The sequence below is a fragment of the Arthrobacter sp. C152 genome (genome assembly GCF_054890965.1).
In genome coordinates this window covers 221,816-237,029 of record NZ_JBTZSU010000001.1, presented here as the reverse complement: position 1 = coordinate 237,029, position 15,214 = coordinate 221,816, and the positions used below count along the sequence as shown (strand labels likewise).

Sequence of the window (15,214 nt, the reverse complement as noted above, 5' to 3'; positions counted from 1 at the left end):
GGTGGGGTAACCGGGCTTGTGCCTGGACCGGCTTCGGCAGCCATGTGGTGGTGACAACGGCGTCACCACCACATGGCTGCCGAATTCATTTAAGCGATCGGTACGACGGCGGCATGCGGGAAAGTGCCGCGCGCTTTTCACGGTGGCGCAGCTGATTTTCCGGTGAGGTTCCCCAAGGCCCGTTGGCAGCAGTGAACTGCGGCGGGCGCGCGATCCAGGTCTGAATGTCACACCCTCGTTGGATGATGTTCGTATGGGAATCAGCAGGGGCGCAGTGAGGGGTTCGGCGGCAGCGATGGAGGGTGTTCGTGCCTCTGTTGCTGCCCTCGATGCGCTGTTCCTGGAGGAGGCTGTGCTTTCCTCGGAGGGTGCTTCTGGTACAGGTGCTGCTGGGGTGGATGTGCTGCAGCGGCAGTACGGGATCCGGCTGGAGCGGCTGGCCGGGTATTCGAAGCTGGAGGCCATGATTGCCGCCGCTAAAGCGCAGGACGCTGCCGAATCCATCCGCATCCAGCAGGCCATGACCCCGCCGGACGCGTCCGTGCCGGAACGCACCTACACCGAAATGTCCGCGGTCGAGGAGATCGCCGGGGTCCTCACCATCACCTCCGCGGCTGCGGGGGCGTTCGTGCACCAGGCGCAGCAGGTCTGTTCGCTGCCGCCGGTCATGGACGCTTTGGCTGCCGGGGCGGTGTCGTGGCAGCACGCAAAAGTCATCGTCGATGAAACCGAAGGCCTCAGCCCCGCCGGGGCCGCGTCCCTGGTGGCGCACTTCTTCGACCCCGGCGCCCCGAACCCGGCCCGCGGCGCCGCCCCCGGCGACCTGGTCCCGTCCCGGTTCCGGGCCAAGGCCCGTACCTGGCGCGAACGCCACCACCCCGAATCGATCGAGGAACGCCACACCAAAAGCGCCGCGGACCGGCGGATGGAATACCGCCCGGACAAAGACGGCATGGCCTGGATCTCACTCCATGTCCCCGGGGTCACCGCCTCGGCGATCTGGAACCGCACCACCGCCATCGCCCGCGGCCTCCAAGGCCCCGACGAACCCCGCACCCTCAGCCAGCTCCGCCCCGACATCGCCGCCAGCCTGCTGCTCGGCGCCGGAACCACCAGCGCCGGAACCGCCAGCTCCGGAACCATCAGCTCGGGCGACACGAGCTCCGGAACCACCGGCTCCGGGGATGGCCTTTCCCCGCACCCAGGAACCACGGCCCTCGGCCAGGTCCCCGTCCCAAGGGCTGATGTGCTGGTGATGGTTCCGGTGTTCTCCGCCTTCGGCGTCACCGACGAACCCGCCATCCTCGACGGCCACGGACCGATCCCCGCCTCCATGGCCCGCAAACTTCTCGCCGACGGGGCCGATTCGTTCTACCGCGTCCTCGTCGACCCGGCCGACGGGGCACCCCTGGAAATCGGCCGCAGAAGCTACCGGCTCCCCGAAACCATCAAACGCTGGATCAGGATGCGGGACAGCAAGTGCACCTTCCCCGGCTGCAACAACCTCACCGCCGACAACGACACCGACCACCTCACCGCCTGGCAACACGACGGCACCACCGGAGCCTCCAACCTGGGACAACTCTGCCCCAAGCACCACCGCCTCAAACATAACTCCGGCTGGACGCCTACCCCGGCCACCATCAACGAACCACCCGGCTGGACCTCACCCTCCGGCCGCCACTACCCAGCCGAACAACACGACCCCGAACCACCCCACTGGCCTTATTGGATGATGTTTGCGGCCGGCCCGGGTGAAGGTGCCAGCCCCGGGGACGTCCCGCAGTGGGAGCCGGATGACGACACCCTCATCGATCCCGGCGACTTGTCACCAGACGACCCCCTCTGGGCGGAATTCTTCTCCAAGCCGTTCGCTATGCCCCCGGACCCACAACCGGAATGGCAATCGGTGCTGTCGCTGGTCTGACGCTGGCAATGCGCCCCGGGATCGGACCCTGCTACCCCAACCCCACTGCCTTGCCGAAGAGGCTGAACCCGACGAACGCCACGATGTCCAGCAGCGCGTGGGCGATGACAAGGGGCATGACCCGCTTGGTGCGGGTGTAGATCCAGGCGAAGACGACCCCCATGACCGCGTTGCCGATAAAGGGCCCGAATCCCTGGTAGAGGTGGTAGCTCCCGCGCAGAAGCGAGCTCGCGGCGATGGCGAGCGGCGTGCTCCAGCCGAACTTCCCGAAGCGGTCCAGGAGGTAGCCCACCACGATGACTTCCTCCACGACGCCGTGCCGAATGGCGGACAGGATCAGGACCGGAACGGTCCACCAGTAGGCATCCAGGCCGCTGGGGATGATAGCGGTAGTGATTCCCAGTGCGCGGCCGGCGGCGTACAGCCCCAAGGATGAGATGCCGATCAGCGCCGCCAGCCCCAGCCCCTGCAGGGCATCCTTCCCGGGCCGTGCGAAGTTGAACCCAAGTTTCCGGAAGGCAGAACCCTGTCCGGCGGCATCGCCAGGAGCGACCTGGCGATGGTCCGTGAGGAAGTAGAGCACCAGCATGACGGGAACCAGCGCGAAAATGATGTCCAGCAGTTGGTACGTCAGGTCGAAGTACTCACGCGTGCTCTGCGACCGGTTCAACGTGGATGTGCCCTGGGCCAGCGGCGCCCGGGTCATCTTGTCCAGCAACTGCACCACGGAATAGACGGCGGACTGGCCCAGGGACAGGCCCAGGACAATCCAGACTTCGAGCCGCATGCGACGGCGGGAGGGAACCAGCATGTTCCCATCTTGCCTGCAGTTTCTGGATCCGGCCTGATCTGACTCAGGCCGGGGCGACGATCACTTCCGTGCCGTTGGCCTCGAAGGCCGCCTTGTCCCGGGGCGAAATGCCGGAGTCGGTGATCAGCCGGGTGAAGTTGTAGCCGTCCATGGTGGCGAAGGCCCGGACACCCACCTTCGAGGAGTCGGCGATGACATAGGAGATCCGGGCCCGGCTTGCCAGCAGGGCGTTGACCGAGGCCTCCCCCTCGCCGGTATTGGTCGGACCCACCTCTGGATCGATCCCGTTGACCCCGATGAACGCGATGTCCAGCACAACTTTCTGCATGATGATGTCGGTATATGGTCCGACCAGTTCATAGGACCGCGGGTTGAGGATGCCGCCGGTCACCATGACTTTGATGTTGGGCCGCACCGCAAGTTGTCCGGCGATATTGATGGCATTGGTGACCACGGTGAGGGTGGGCTGGTTGGAGGGGGCGTTGAGGTCCTCCCGGGTGGCCAGGATCTGGGCGAGGGCGGTGCTGGTCGTTCCGCCGCAAAGGCCGATCACGGCCCCCGGTTTGATCAGGGCCGACGCGCACTGGGCAATCTGCTCCTTGGCTTCGGCGTGGTCGTCCCGGTTGTAGCGGCCGGGCAGGTCGTACGCCAGCGCCCCGGTGGTCGCCCCGCCGCGGGTGCGCGTCAGCAGCCGCCGCTTGGCCAGGCTGTCCAGGTCCCGCCGCGCCGTTGCGGGCGAGACATTGAGGGTGCTGACGATCTCGTCCACTTCCACCTGGCCGGTCCTCGCCAGCAGGTCGAGAATCGCCGTCAGCCGGTCGGTGCGGGTCATGCAGGGAGGCCTTTCGGTAGTGCAGCCACCCCTCCGGATGACGTTTCTTGATTATAACCCATTCAAAATAATCAATTTAAGTCAACCGAAGCGAAAGCTTCTACCGGGCCCGGACTCCTGCCCGCCACACAGCGTACGTCAACGGCATGCCGGGACGGTAAGCGAGATGCGTGGCGGACGGGGCGTTCAGCAGGTGCAGATCGGCCCGGTGCCCGACGGCGATGGACCCCACGGCGCGTTCGCCGTCGGCATCCCTGCCCGTTTCCCGGTGCAGCGCGAGGGCGCCTCCGTAGGTGGCTGCGCGCACGGCCTCGTGCACGCTCAGGTTCATCTGCAGCACCGCGGTGGTGACGCAGAACGCCATCGAGCTGGTGTAGGACGTGCCCGGGTTGCAGTTGGAAGCCAGCGCCACCTGGACTCCGGCATCCAGGAGGGCCCGGGCCGGGGCCAGCGCCTGGCGGGTGGAGAGGTCGCAGGCGGGCAGGCAGGTGGCCACGGTCCCCCGTTCCCCGGTCCCGGTGCCCGGGTCCCAGCCGGACCAGGACCCGGCCAGCGCCTTGACGTCCTGGTCCGCAAGGTAGTTGACGTGGTCCACGCTGGCGGCGCCCAACTCCACGGCCAACTGCACCCCTGGCCCCTCCCCGAGCTGGTTGCCGTGTACGCGCAGGCCCAAACCGGCCTCCCGGCAGGCGAGGAGCACCCGGCGCGACTGCTCGGCAGTGAAGGCCCCTTCCTCGCAGAACACGTCCGCCCACTGGGCGTAGGGGCGGACGGCGGCGAGCATGGGCCCGCACACCAGATCCGTATAGGCCTCGGCATCCTCCCCGGCGGGAACCAGGTGGGCACCCAGGAAGGTCACCTGGTCGGCGACGGTGGAGGCAATGCGCGCACTGCGTGCCTCATGTTCCACATCCAGGCCGTAGCCGGTCTTGGTTTCCAGGTACGTCGTACCCTGCGAGACGGCCTCGGCCACCCGGCCCAGCGCCAACCGCGTGAGGTCGAAATCCGAGGTACCCCTGGTGGCGCTCATGGTGACGGCGATGCCGCCGGCCGAATACGACTCGCCGGCCATCCGCGCCTCGAACTCTGCCGTCCGGTCCCCGGCGAACAGCAGGTGGGTGTGGGAGTCCACCCAGCCCGGCAGCAGGGCCCGCCCCCCGGCGTCGACGGCGTCATCCGCGGCGGGTGCACCGGCTGCGGGACCGATCCACGAGATCCGCTCCCCCTCCATCACCACCGCGGCATCCTTCAGGACCCGGTGTTCCAGGTCCTGCGTCATCAGCTCTGAAATGTTGGTGATCAGGGTGCTCATGGGACCATTCTTCAGCGCCGGATGGACCAGCGGGTCGCCGCCAGGAACTCCGCTGTCCGGGATGCCGGACCCGCCACGCCGGCGCCCTGACCGGCCAGGATCTGGTCCGCGGCAAGTTCCGCCATGGCCGAGGACGTCTGGAACCCGTACCCGCCCTGCCCTGCGAGCCAATAGAAGCCCGGAGCTTCGGCGTCGAACCCGGCCACCGGCACGCCGTCCGCGGCTTCGGTCCGCAGGCCGGTCCAGGCCCGGCGGATCCCGGTGATCCCCAGCCGGGTCACGGCATTCAGCCGCTCCACCAGGCGCTCCACATCCCCCGGCCGCGGCCGGGCGTCCTCCGGACCGCTGGCCACGTGCTCTGACGGCGAGATGAGTACGTCATCGCCTTCGCGGCGGAAATAGTACGTGTTGTCCGCTGCCGCCACCATCGGGCTGGACAGCGGCAGGGAATGTTCGACGGCGGCAATCGCCGCCGTGCGCCGGTACGGCTGCAGGCCCAGCTTTTCCACGCCGCTGAGCACCGCGAGTTCGTCCCCCCAGGCGCCGGCCGCGTTGACCAGGACCCCCACGTCGAAGCCCTCCGCGCCGGCTCCCACCTGCCAGCCGGAGCCCAACCTCTGCGCCGAGTGGACGCGGGCGCCGGTGATGATGTCCGCTCCGGCGGAAGCCGCCCGCTGCCGGTGGTCTTCCAGCAGCAGGGGCGCGTTGCAGCCGAACGAACCGGTGTCCAGGCCCGCGGCCGCGAAGGTGCCCGGCAGCAGCCCCGGGCACAGTTCAACCGCACGCTCCACAGTGATGGGCTGCATGTGGCCGCTCGACTCCGCAGCCACATCATCGACAGAGCCCACCAGCATGAAGCTGCGCGGCTCCAGGACCGGTTCGGGCAGTTCCTTGTCCCGGGCCCCGATCAGCTCAAGTGTCCGCAGGGTCAGTTCCTGGACCACCGGCGGCCCGTAGCTGGGAATCAGCTGGCGGGCCGACCGGGAGGACGTGTGGTACGCCAGCTCCTGTTCAGCTTCCACCAGGGCAACGCTGCAGCGGCCGGCCAGCGCCGAGGCCAGGGACAGGCCGGCAATGCCGCCGCCCACAATCAGGACATCGTAATGAGCTGCCATCGGACCATCCTTGCAGAGTTTGGCACGTCCCGGACCCTGCCTGCCGGAACGTGCCAGCACGAATCTGCCAGACGGGAACTGGCGTCAGCCTGCTGCTTCGCCCCGGCTGGCGACGAAGGCACGCACGCACGCTTCGACGTCGTCCGCTGAATGCGCGGCGGACAGCTGCACCCGGATCCGCGCGGCACCCCGCGGAACCACGGGGAAGCTGAAGGCGGTGACAAAGACGCCGTGCTGCAGCATCCGGTCGGCCACCTTCGCGGCCATCACGGCGTCGCCGAACATCACCGGAACGATGGCATGCTCGCCGGGCAGCAGGTCGAAGCCTTCCTCGGTCATGCGGCGCCGGAACAGTGCTGCATTCTCAAAGAGCCGGCTCCGCAGGTCCCCGGAGTTTTCCACCAGGTCCAGGGCCTTGAGCGTGGCGGCAACGATGGCGGGGGCCACGGAGTTGGAGAACAGATAGGGCCGGGCCTTCTGGCGCAGCATGGCCACAATCTCGCGGCGGCCCGAGACGTAGCCGCCGGAGGCACCGCCCAGGGCCTTGCCGAACGTGCCGGTGTAGATGTCCACCCGGTCCGACACGCCGGCGTGTTCCGGGGTGCCCGCACCGGTGGCTCCCATGAAGCCCACGGCGTGGGAATCGTCCACCATGACCAGGGCGCCGTACTTCTCGGCGAGGTCGCAGATGGCCTCCAGCGGTGCCAGGAAGCCGTCCATGGAGAACACGCCGTCGGTGACGATGATCTTCCGGCGCGCGTCCTGTGCCTCCTGCAGCCGCGCCTCAAGCTCGGCCATGTCCTGGTTGGCGTACCGGTAGCGGCGGGCCTTGCAGAGCCGGATCCCGTCGATGATGGAGGCATGGTTGAGGGCGTCGGAGATGATGGCGTCCTCCGCCCCGAACAGCGACTCGAAGACGCCGCCGTTGGCATCGAAGCAGCTGGAGAACAGGATCGTGTCCTCGGTGCCCAGGAACTTCGAGACCCTGGCCTCCAGCGCCAGGTGGAGGTCCTGCGTGCCGCAGATGAAGCGGACGCTGGCCATGCCGAAACCCCGCTCATCCATGGCGGCCTTGGCCGCGCCGATGATGTCCGGGTGGTCCGCCAGGCCCAGGTAGTTGTTGGCGCAGAAGTTCAGCACGTCAGCGCCCGGGGACCCGATCCGACCTGCGGTGATGTGGCTTGACTGCGGCGAGGTGATGCTGCGTTCGGTCTTGTAGAGCCCTGCGGTGCGGATCTCGTCCAGCTCTTCGCGCAGCTGGTCCTTGATGGAGGTGTACATGGGGTTCCTTACAGTCGGGTCCAGTCGAGGACAACTTTGCCGCTTCCGCCGCTGCGGGCAAGGTCGAAGCCCTTCTCCCATTCCGTGGCCGGCAGGGTGTCGGTGACCACGGCGGAGATGCCTGCGTGCAGCACGGGGTTGGAGGAGAGCATGGCGCTCATGGCGTACCAGGTTTCGTACATCTCGCGGCCGTAGATGCCCTTCAGCGTGAGCATGTGGGTGACCACCTTGCCCCAGTCGATGGTGATCTCCTGGCTGGGCAGCCCCAGCATGGCGATCCGGCCGCCGTGGTTCATGTTGTCGATCATCTCAGGCAGGGCGGAGGGGTGGCCGGACATTTCCATTCCGACGTCGAAGCCCTCCCGCATGCCCAGCTCACGCTGGGCGTCGCGCACCCGGGTGGTGGAGACGTCGATGGCAAGGTCGGCGCCGAGGCGGCGGGCGAGGTCCAGCCGCGGGCGGGAAACGTCCGTGATGGCGATCTTGCGTGCGCCTGCGTGTCGGGCCACGGCGATGGCCATCAGGCCGATCGGCCCGGCGCCGGTGATGAGGACGTCCTCGCCCACCAGCGGGAAGCTCAGGGCGGTGTGCGTGGCGTTGCCGAAGGGATCGAAGACCGCGCCGAGCTCCGGCGTGACGGAGGGGTCGTGGTGGACCCAGACGTTGGTCTCGGGGATCACCACGTACTCGGCGAAGGCGCCGTCACGCTGCACACCCACGCTGACCGTGTGGATGCACATCTGCCGGCGCCCGGCCCGGCAGTTCCGGCAGATGCCGCAGACGATGTGGCCCTCGCCGGAGACCCGGTCGCCCACCTTGACGTCGCGCACCTCCGCGCCCACTTCCACCACTTCGCCGTAGAACTCGTGCCCGGCGATGAGGGGAGCCTCGATCATGCCCTGCGCCCAGGAATCCCAGGACTGGATGTGCAGGTCGGTGCCGCAGATGCCGGTGGTCACGACCCGGATCTTGACGTCCGCCGGGCCGGCTTCGGGTTCCGGCCGGTCCACCAGCTCGAAGCCGGCATGTGGGCCGGACTTGTACAGGGCCTTCATTGGCGTCCTTACTTGTTGTTCTGCGCTTGTAGCCGCACGTTTCCCTGCGCGGGCAGGGGTGCTGTCCTCCTCATTACAGCCCCCGCAACGCGTTAGCACAACCGTGATTTTCTCAATCGACGATGTAGGAATTGCTTACGCCTACACTGGAAGGGTGGAGATTCATCAGCTGGAGATTCTGCGGGAACTGGGCGCTCTGGGCAGCGTGAAAGCGGTGGCAGATACCCTCATGGTCACGCCGTCGGCGGTCTCGCAGCAACTGGCCCACCTGCAGCGGACGGTGGAGGTGCCGCTGACCCGCAAGGAGGGCAGGAACCTGGTGCTGACCGAGGCCGGCCAGGTGCTCGCCGACGCAGGTGCCGCCGTCGTCAGCGCCATGGCTGACGCCCGCGGCGCCCTCGGCAACTACCACGGCTCGCCGGCAGGCAGGGTGACGGTCAGCGGCTTCCACAGTGCGGGCCAGGCGTTGTTCGCGCCGCTGGCCCGCATGCTGGACCTGCCCGGGCACCCCAGGATCGAGCTGTCCGACGAGGACGTTGCCCAGCAGGACTTCCCGGCGCTCACCGCCCGGTATGACCTGGTGCTGGCCCACCGCATGGACCACAGCCCGCGCTGGCCCGCCGAGCGCGTGGCCGTGATTCCGCTGGCCCACGAGCCGCTGGATGTGGCGCTGCCCGCCGGCCATCACCTCGCGAGGCAGGACACCGTGACCGCGGACGACGTCGGCGGCGAGGCCTGGGTGACCAGCCACCCCGGATACTCCCCCGCCGACGTCCTGTCCGCCGTCGCCGCCGTCTCCAGCCGGGAGCCGAACATCATCCACCGCATCAATGACTACTCGACCGTCGCGGCGCTCGTGGCGGCCGGCGGCGTGGTGGGCCTGCTGCCCCGCTACACCGCGGGGCCGGTCCTCAACCCCGACATCGTGCTGCGGCCGCTGGAGGGCATCAGCACCCGGCGGCGGATCGACCTGCTGGCCAGGCCGGAGAACCTTAAGCGGAGGTCAGTCGTCATGGTCTGTGAGGCGTTGGAGGACATCATGGCGGGGCTGGTGCAGCAGGGCTGAGGGATACCTCTTGGCTACAGCCGGCGTCACGCCCCCTGGTTATTGCCCCGGCCCATCCCCTTGCCGTGGCCGTGTCCATGGCCGCGGCCCAGCCCAAGGCCCGGGCCATCGCCGGCGCCCTTGACGATCCTCTTCGCCGTAGCCTTGTCTCCATCCTTGACGCCGGCGATGCGCACGGTATCCCCGGCGGCGATGTCCGCGATGGTTCCGTCCGCAGGCTTGGCCCGCGTCCCGTCGTCGGCCTTTGGAATAACGGTGATCCTGGTGTCGCCGTTGACAGCGTAGGCCTGGGAAAAGCCGTCCTCGCTCTTGACGGTGATGGCCGAGTCGCTGACGGACTCCACGGTTCCCCGCTGCTCGAGGACGGTCTGGAAGGTTCCGTCGGGGTTCTTGACCACGCCCTCACCGTGCAGTGGCTGCGGACGCTGGGCCTTCATGTGCTGGCCCGGCGCAGTGTCCCGTCCGGGCGCGGACTGCGACGGCGAGGGCGACGGCGCCGGTGTTCCGGTGGCCGACCAGGCGATTGCCGCCCCAGTCCCGGTCAGGGCCAGGGCCACGGCCCCGGCAAGCATGGTCTTGCGCATCCTCAGTGGATCCCGGACCGCCATCGCTGTTCCTCCCGTGCCGTGGGCTTCGGCGCCCTGTGGGCTCCAGTGTAAGTCCGGCCGGGACGCGCAGCCACAGTACTTTTAAACCCAACTGGGTCGCAGTTGTTGTCGTTTTGAGGGCTCAAAACGACATTAACTGCGACCCAGTTGGGGTGGGAATCGCTAGACTGTGACGCCCAGCTTCTCCAGGATCAGTTCACGCACGCGTGCAGCATCCGCCTGGCCGCGGGTGGCCTTCATGACCCCGCCCACGATCGCGCCGATGGCCTGGACCTTGCCGCCGCGGATCTTGTCCGCGACGTCGGGCTGGGCAGCGAGTGCCGCGTCGATGGCTGCCAGGAGGGGCCCGTCGTCGGACACGACGGCGAGGCCGCGCTTTTCGACGATCTCCTCCGGGGTGCCTTCCCCGGCGAGCACGCCGTCCAGCACCTGGGACGCCATCTTGTTGTTGATCTTGCCGGCTTCGACCATGCGGGCGAGTTCGACGATGGTGGCGGGCTGCACGCCGAGCTGGCCGGGGTCGACGTCGGCGGCCTTGGCGCGGCCCACGATCTCGCCCATCCACCACTTGCGGGCCACGGAGGCCGAAGCGCCGGCGGCGATGGTTTCCTCGATCTCGTCCAGGACGCCGGCGTTCACCACGTCACGGAATTCGAGATCGGAGTAGCCCCAGTCGGCCTTCAGGCGCTTGCGGCGCTCGGCCGGCGGCTCGGGCAGCGTGGCGCGCAGCTCCTCGACCCATTCCCGGGAGGCGACCACGGGAACCAGGTCCGGTTCCGGAAAGTAGCGGTAGTCGTCGGCGTCGGACTTCGCACGGCCCGAGGTGGTGGTGCGGGTGTCCTCGTGCCAGTGGCGGGTTTCCTGGACGACGGGCTCGCCGGCATCCAGGACGGCGGCGTGCCGCTGGATCTCGTAGCGCACGGCGTGTTCGACGGCGCGCAGCGAGTTCACGTTCTTCGTCTCGGAGCGGATGCCGAACCGTTCGCGGCCGTGCGGGCGGAGCGAGACGTTGGCGTCGCAGCGGACATTGCCGCGTTCCATTCGGGCATCGGAGACACCCAGGTTCTTCACGATCTCGCGGACGGCCGCCACGTACGCCTTGGCCAGTTCCGGGGCGCGGGAACCGGCACCCTCGATCGGCTTGGTGACGATTTCCACCAGCGGCACGCCGGCGCGGTTGTAGTCCACCAGGGAGAAGTCGGCGCCCTGGATGCGGCCGGTGGCGCCGCCCATGTGGGTCAGCTTGCCGGCGTCCTCCTCCATGTGCGCGCGCTCGATCTCCACGCGGAACACGGTGCCGTCCTCGAGTTCAACGTCCAGGTACCCGTCGTAGGCGATGGGCTCGTCGTACTGGGACGTCTGGAAGTTTTTCGGGGTGTCCGGGTAGAAGTACTGCTTCCGGGCGAAGCGGCAGGATTCGGCGATCTTGCAGTTCAGCGCCAGGCCGATCTTGATGGAGGACTCGATCGCGGTCTTGTTGACCACGGGCAGGACGCCGGGCATGCCGAGGTCCACCTCGTTGACATTGGTGTTCGGCTCATCGCCGAACACGTTCGGGGCCGAGGAGAACATCTTGGTCTTGGTGTTGAGCTCCACGTGAACCTCGAACCCCAGAACGGGATCGTACTTCTCCATGGCCTCTTCGAAGCTCAGGATGTCGTCGGTGCTCATTATTTTGCCTCCTGGGTTTCGAGGGATGCAGCGGTTTCGACAGGCTCAACCAGCGAAGGAGCCTGGGCCAGCAGCGGCCCGCCCCACTTGGCCTCCAGCAGCGATTCAAGGACGGCGCCCACGCGGTACAGGCGGGCGTCCTCGCGGGCAGGGGCGAGGAGCTGGATGCCGACGGGGAGCCCGTCCTCATCCGCCAGGCCGCCGGGCAGCGACAGGCCGGGGACGCCGGCCAGGTTCGCCGGGATGGTGGCAACGTCGTTGAGGTACATCGCCAAGGGATCGTCCAGCTTCTCGCCGAGCCGGAACGCGGTGGTGGGGGCGGTGGGCGAAATCAGGACATCGGCCTTCTCAAAAGCCGCGTCGAAGTCGCGCTGCACCAGGGTGCGGACCTTCTGCGCCGAGCCGTAGTAGGCGTCGTAGTAGCCGGCGGAGAGGGCGTAGGTGCCCAGGATGATGCGGCGCTTGACCTCGTCGCCGAAGCCTGCGGCGCGGGTGGCACCCATGACGCGTTCGATGGTCATCGGGCCCTCTTCGGGCAGGACCCGCAGGCCGTACCGGACGCCGTCGAACTTGGCCAGGTTCGAGGAGGCCTCGGACGGCATGATCAGGTAGTAGGCACCCAGGGCGTACTGGAAGTTGGGGCAGGAGACCTCGACGATTTCCGCGCCGGCTTCCTTGAGCAGGTCCAGGGATTCGTTGAAGCGGTTTTCGACGCCGGCCTGGTAGCCCTCGCCGTGCAGTTCCTTGATGATGCCGATCCGCAGGCCCTCGACGTTGCCGGTCTTCGCGGCGGCGACGAGGTCGGCCAGGGGCTCGGGCAGGGAGGTGGAGTCGCGGGGGTCGTGGCCGCCGATGACCTGGTGCAGGAGCGCGGAGTCCAGGACGGTGCGGGTGACGGGCCCGATCTGGTCCAGCGAGGACGCCATGGCGATCGCGCCGTAGCGGGAGATGCTGCCGTAGGTGGGCTTGACGCCCACGGTGCCGGTGACGGCGCCGGGCTGGCGGATGGAGCCGCCGGTGTCCGTGCCCAGGGCAAGGGGCGCCTCGAACGCGGCGACCGCTGCGGCCGAACCGCCGCCGGAGCCGCCGGGGATCCGGTCCAGGTCCCAAGGGTTGCGGGTGGGGCCGTAGGCCGAGTGCTCCGTGGACGAGCCCATGGCGAACTCGTCCAGGTTCGTTTTGCCCAGGATGGGCATCTTCGCGGCGCGGAGGCGCTCGACGACCGTGGCGTCGTAGGGGCTGTGCCAGCCCTCAAGGATCTTCGAGCCCGCCGTGGTGGGCTGGCCGATGGTGACGATCAGGTCCTTGACGGCGATGGGAACGCCTGCCAGGACGTGCAGTGCTTCGGCCTCGGCACCGCCGGCGGCGCGGATGGCGTCCACCTCGGCGGCGACGGCGAGCGCTTCCTCCGCGTTGACATGCAGGAACGCGTTGACGCCGCGCTCACCGCCGTCCACCTGGGCGATCCGGTCCAGGTAGGCCTGGGTGGCCTGGACGGAAGTGACCTCGCCGGCGGCAAGTTTTTCGGCGAGCTGCGCGGCGGACAGGCGGATCAGGGTGTCGGCGCTGATGCCGGAGGGGTTCTGTTCAGTCATGGTTATGCCTCATCCAGGATGGCCGGGACCTTGAAACGGTTGTCGTCGGAATCCGGCGCGCCGGACAGTGCCTGCTCCGCGGTGAACGTGTGGCCCACCACGTCCTCGCGGAAGACGTTGCTGAGCGGAATGGGGTGGGAGGTGGCCGGAACGTCGTCCCCGGCGGCCTCGCTGACGGACTTGACCGAATCGACGATGACGGCGAGCTCGCCGGCCATCCTGTCCAGCTCTTCGGCACTCATCTCGATGTGGGCGAGCCGCGCGAGATGCGCCACGTCGTCCCGGTTGATCGCAGCCATGGATCTCCCCTGCAAAGTTCGAATTGTTTTCCGATCCAGTCTAGTGGGGAAACGCAGATGCCCGTCTGACATCCCCCAGCGGGCGTCAGACGGGCACCTTCGATGCCTGGTCCTGCCACGGGGACAGGAGCGCAGGCAGCTACAGACTAACCGATACCGATGGCTCCAGTCAGCATGCCGACGCCCAGCATTACGAGGGAGATGACGGCGGTGCGCCAGAGAACCTTCTTGTGGTGGTCACCGAGGTCCACCTTGGCCAGCGAGACCAGCAGCAGGATGGCCGGAACCAGCGGGCTCTGCAGGTGGAACGGCTGGCCGGTGATGGAGGCACGGGCCATGTCCGCGGCGCTGACACCGTAGTGGGCGGCAGTCTCGCTCAGGACGGGCAGGACGCCGAAGTAGAACGCATCGTTGCTCATGAAGAACGTCATGGGAATGCTGAGGACGCCGGTGATGACGGCCATGAACGGGCCCATGGAGGACGGGATGATCTGGACCAGCCACGCGGACATCGCTTCGACCATGCCGGTGCCCTTGAGCACGCCGGTGAGGACGGCGGCGGCCATGACCATGCTGACCACGGCCACGATGGACGGTGCGTGCGCCAGCAGCTGCGTGCCCTGGTCCTTGACCTTGGGGAAGTTGACCAGGAGTGCGACGGCGGCGCCCACCATGAAGACGAACGGCAGCGGGATGACGTTGGCCACGAGCACCACCATGACGGCGACGGTCAGGGCCAGGTTGAACCAGAACAGCTTGGGCCGCAGGGTGCTGCGGTTCGGGTCCAGGGCGGTGTCGGCCATGGCCGAGTCGTTCCCGTCCACCAGGGCTTCGGTGCGTTCCAGGACTGCCACGGAACCGCCGGCCGGGGTTGCCCCGCCCGGGTTGCCGCCCTTGCGTCCGCGGCCGGTGCCGGACCCGCCGGCGGAGGCGCCGCCGTCGAACTCTCCTGCAGTGAAGGGCTCTGCCGATGACGGCGTTCCCCAGATTTCGGCGGCGGTGGCACGCAGGCGGTTGCGCTCCTGCAGGCCCAGCAGCCAGGCGAACGCGAACACGACCACCAGGCCGGCCACCAGAGACGGGACCATGGGGACGAAGACGTCGTTGACGTCGATCTTCAGGGCGGTGGCGGCGCGGGCCGTGGGGCCGCCCCAGGGCAGGATGTTCATGGTGCCGTTGGCCAGGCCGGCCACACAGGTGAGGACCACCGGGCTCATTTTCAGCCGCAGGTAGACCGGCAGCATCGCGGCGGTGGTGAGGATGAAGGTGGTGGATCCGTCACCGTCCAGGGACACGGCGGCCGCGAGGATGGCGGTGCCCAGGACAACCTTGGCGGGGTCGTTGCCCAGCTTGCGGAGGATGAACTTCACCAGCGGGTCGAACAGTCCGACGTCGATCATCAGGCCGAAGTAGATGATGGCGAACATCAGCAGGGCCGCGGTGGAGGTCATGGACTTCATGGAGTCCATGACCATGTCGCCGATGCCCAGGCCGGCCCCGGCGAACAGGCCAAAAACAGTAGGGACGATGATCAACGCCAGCACTGGCGTCAACTTCTTCGTCATGATCAGCACCATGAAAACTGCGATCATGGCGAATCCAAGTATTACCAGCACAGCCGGCTCCTTCTTGTGAACGGCAC

At 67.9% G+C, this 15,214-nt stretch carries 13 protein-coding genes; 2 read left to right on the top strand and 11 right to left on the bottom strand.

Annotation, left to right across the window (positions count from 1 at the left end; all coding sequences use genetic code 11):
- Nucleotides 1-253 precede the first annotated feature (253 nt).
- A complete protein-coding gene (locus ACYSM9_RS00955) occupies nt 254-1,927 on the top strand; it encodes an HNH endonuclease signature motif containing protein (RefSeq protein WP_461855105.1) in 1,674 nt (557 codons plus the stop codon).
- Nucleotides 1,928-1,958: 31 nt separating this feature from the next.
- Here ACYSM9_RS00955 and ACYSM9_RS00950 read toward each other — a convergent pair whose 3' ends face one another.
- The 6 genes from ACYSM9_RS00950 to tdh form a co-directional block, all read right to left on the bottom strand.
- Nucleotides 1,959-2,738: a CPBP family intramembrane glutamic endopeptidase gene (locus ACYSM9_RS00950; protein ID WP_461855104.1), complete on the bottom strand. Its 780-nt coding sequence runs from the start codon at nt 2,736-2,738 to the stop codon at nt 1,959-1,961.
- A gap of 43 nt (nt 2,739-2,781) precedes the next feature.
- Entirely contained in the window at nt 2,782-3,570 is a 789-nt protein-coding gene (locus tag ACYSM9_RS00945) for a DeoR/GlpR family DNA-binding transcription regulator (RefSeq protein ID WP_461855103.1), read from the bottom strand.
- A 100-nt stretch (nt 3,571-3,670) separates the two neighbouring features.
- The gene (gene hutI, locus ACYSM9_RS00940; protein ID WP_461855102.1) at nt 3,671-4,882 is read right to left on the bottom strand and encodes an imidazolonepropionase; all 1,212 of its coding nucleotides are present in this window, start codon (nt 4,880-4,882) and stop codon (nt 3,671-3,673) included.
- An 11-nt stretch (nt 4,883-4,893) separates the two neighbouring features.
- Nucleotides 4,894-5,997, bottom strand: a complete 1,104-nt coding sequence (locus ACYSM9_RS00935; protein WP_461855101.1) for an NAD(P)/FAD-dependent oxidoreductase — start codon at nt 5,995-5,997, stop codon at nt 4,894-4,896.
- Nucleotides 5,998-6,081: 84 nt separating this feature from the next.
- Nucleotides 6,082-7,278 (bottom strand): glycine C-acetyltransferase, encoded by a 1,197-nt coding sequence (locus tag ACYSM9_RS00930; RefSeq protein ID WP_461855100.1) that lies wholly within the window; start codon nt 7,276-7,278, stop codon nt 6,082-6,084.
- Between the two features lie 8 nt (nt 7,279-7,286).
- Nucleotides 7,287-8,333 (bottom strand): L-threonine 3-dehydrogenase, encoded by a 1,047-nt coding sequence (gene tdh / locus ACYSM9_RS00925; RefSeq protein ID WP_461855099.1) that lies wholly within the window; start codon nt 8,331-8,333, stop codon nt 7,287-7,289.
- A gap of 154 nt (nt 8,334-8,487) precedes the next feature.
- Here tdh and ACYSM9_RS00920 point away from each other — a divergent pair, with 154 nt between their 5' ends.
- A complete protein-coding gene (locus tag ACYSM9_RS00920; protein WP_461855098.1) occupies nt 8,488-9,399 on the top strand; it encodes a LysR family transcriptional regulator in 912 nt (303 codons plus the stop codon).
- A gap of 26 nt (nt 9,400-9,425) precedes the next feature.
- On the opposite strand, the gene ACYSM9_RS00915 is transcribed toward ACYSM9_RS00920, so the two are convergent.
- The 5 genes from ACYSM9_RS00915 to ACYSM9_RS00895 all read right to left on the bottom strand — a co-directional run bounded on the left by ACYSM9_RS00915 (nt 9,426) and on the right by ACYSM9_RS00895 (nt 15,188).
- Nucleotides 9,426-10,007 (bottom strand): hypothetical protein, encoded by a 582-nt coding sequence (locus tag ACYSM9_RS00915; RefSeq protein WP_461855097.1) that lies wholly within the window; start codon nt 10,005-10,007, stop codon nt 9,426-9,428.
- A gap of 162 nt (nt 10,008-10,169) precedes the next feature.
- Entirely contained in the window at nt 10,170-11,678 is a 1,509-nt protein-coding gene (gene gatB / locus ACYSM9_RS00910) for an Asp-tRNA(Asn)/Glu-tRNA(Gln) amidotransferase subunit GatB (RefSeq protein WP_461855096.1), read from the bottom strand.
- Complete coding sequence (gene gatA / locus ACYSM9_RS00905) at nt 11,678-13,273, bottom strand: Asp-tRNA(Asn)/Glu-tRNA(Gln) amidotransferase subunit GatA (protein ID WP_461855095.1); 1,596 nt, start codon at nt 13,271-13,273, stop codon at nt 11,678-11,680. The genes gatB and gatA overlap by 1 nt, the downstream gene beginning before the upstream one ends.
- Before the next feature lie 2 nt (nt 13,274-13,275).
- Complete coding sequence (gene gatC, locus ACYSM9_RS00900) at nt 13,276-13,572, bottom strand: Asp-tRNA(Asn)/Glu-tRNA(Gln) amidotransferase subunit GatC (RefSeq protein WP_108598482.1); 297 nt, start codon at nt 13,570-13,572, stop codon at nt 13,276-13,278.
- A 146-nt stretch (nt 13,573-13,718) separates the two neighbouring features.
- Nucleotides 13,719-15,188, bottom strand: coding sequence for a CitMHS family transporter (locus tag ACYSM9_RS00895; RefSeq protein WP_461855094.1), 1,470 nt, complete (start codon nt 15,186-15,188; stop codon nt 13,719-13,721).
- Nucleotides 15,189-15,214 lie beyond the last annotated feature (26 nt).

What these genes read in the sequence shown, in the direction of transcription:
- ACYSM9_RS00955 (WP_461855105.1), top strand. Translation starts at nt 254, where the DNA reads ATGGGAATCAGCAGGGGCGCAGTGAGGGGTTCGGCGGCAGCGATGGAG.
- ACYSM9_RS00950 (WP_461855104.1), bottom strand. Translation starts at nt 2,738, where the DNA reads ATGCTGGTTCCCTCCCGCCGTCGCATGCGGCTCGAAGTCTGGATTGTC.
- ACYSM9_RS00945 (WP_461855103.1), bottom strand. Translation starts at nt 3,570, where the DNA reads ATGACCCGCACCGACCGGCTGACGGCGATTCTCGACCTGCTGGCGAGG.
- hutI (WP_461855102.1), bottom strand. Translation starts at nt 4,882, where the DNA reads ATGAGCACCCTGATCACCAACATTTCAGAGCTGATGACGCAGGACCTG.
- ACYSM9_RS00935 (WP_461855101.1), bottom strand. Translation starts at nt 5,997, where the DNA reads ATGGCAGCTCATTACGATGTCCTGATTGTGGGCGGCGGCATTGCCGGC.
- ACYSM9_RS00930 (WP_461855100.1), bottom strand. Translation starts at nt 7,278, where the DNA reads ATGTACACCTCCATCAAGGACCAGCTGCGCGAAGAGCTGGACGAGATC.
- tdh (WP_461855099.1), bottom strand. Translation starts at nt 8,333, where the DNA reads ATGAAGGCCCTGTACAAGTCCGGCCCACATGCCGGCTTCGAGCTGGTG.
- ACYSM9_RS00915 (WP_461855097.1), bottom strand. Translation starts at nt 10,007, where the DNA reads ATGGCGGTCCGGGATCCACTGAGGATGCGCAAGACCATGCTTGCCGGG.
- gatB (WP_461855096.1), bottom strand. Translation starts at nt 11,678, where the DNA reads ATGAGCACCGACGACATCCTGAGCTTCGAAGAGGCCATGGAGAAGTAC.
- gatA (WP_461855095.1), bottom strand. Translation starts at nt 13,273, where the DNA reads ATGACTGAACAGAACCCCTCCGGCATCAGCGCCGACACCCTGATCCGC.
- gatC (WP_108598482.1), bottom strand. Translation starts at nt 13,572, where the DNA reads ATGGCTGCGATCAACCGGGACGACGTGGCGCATCTCGCGCGGCTCGCC.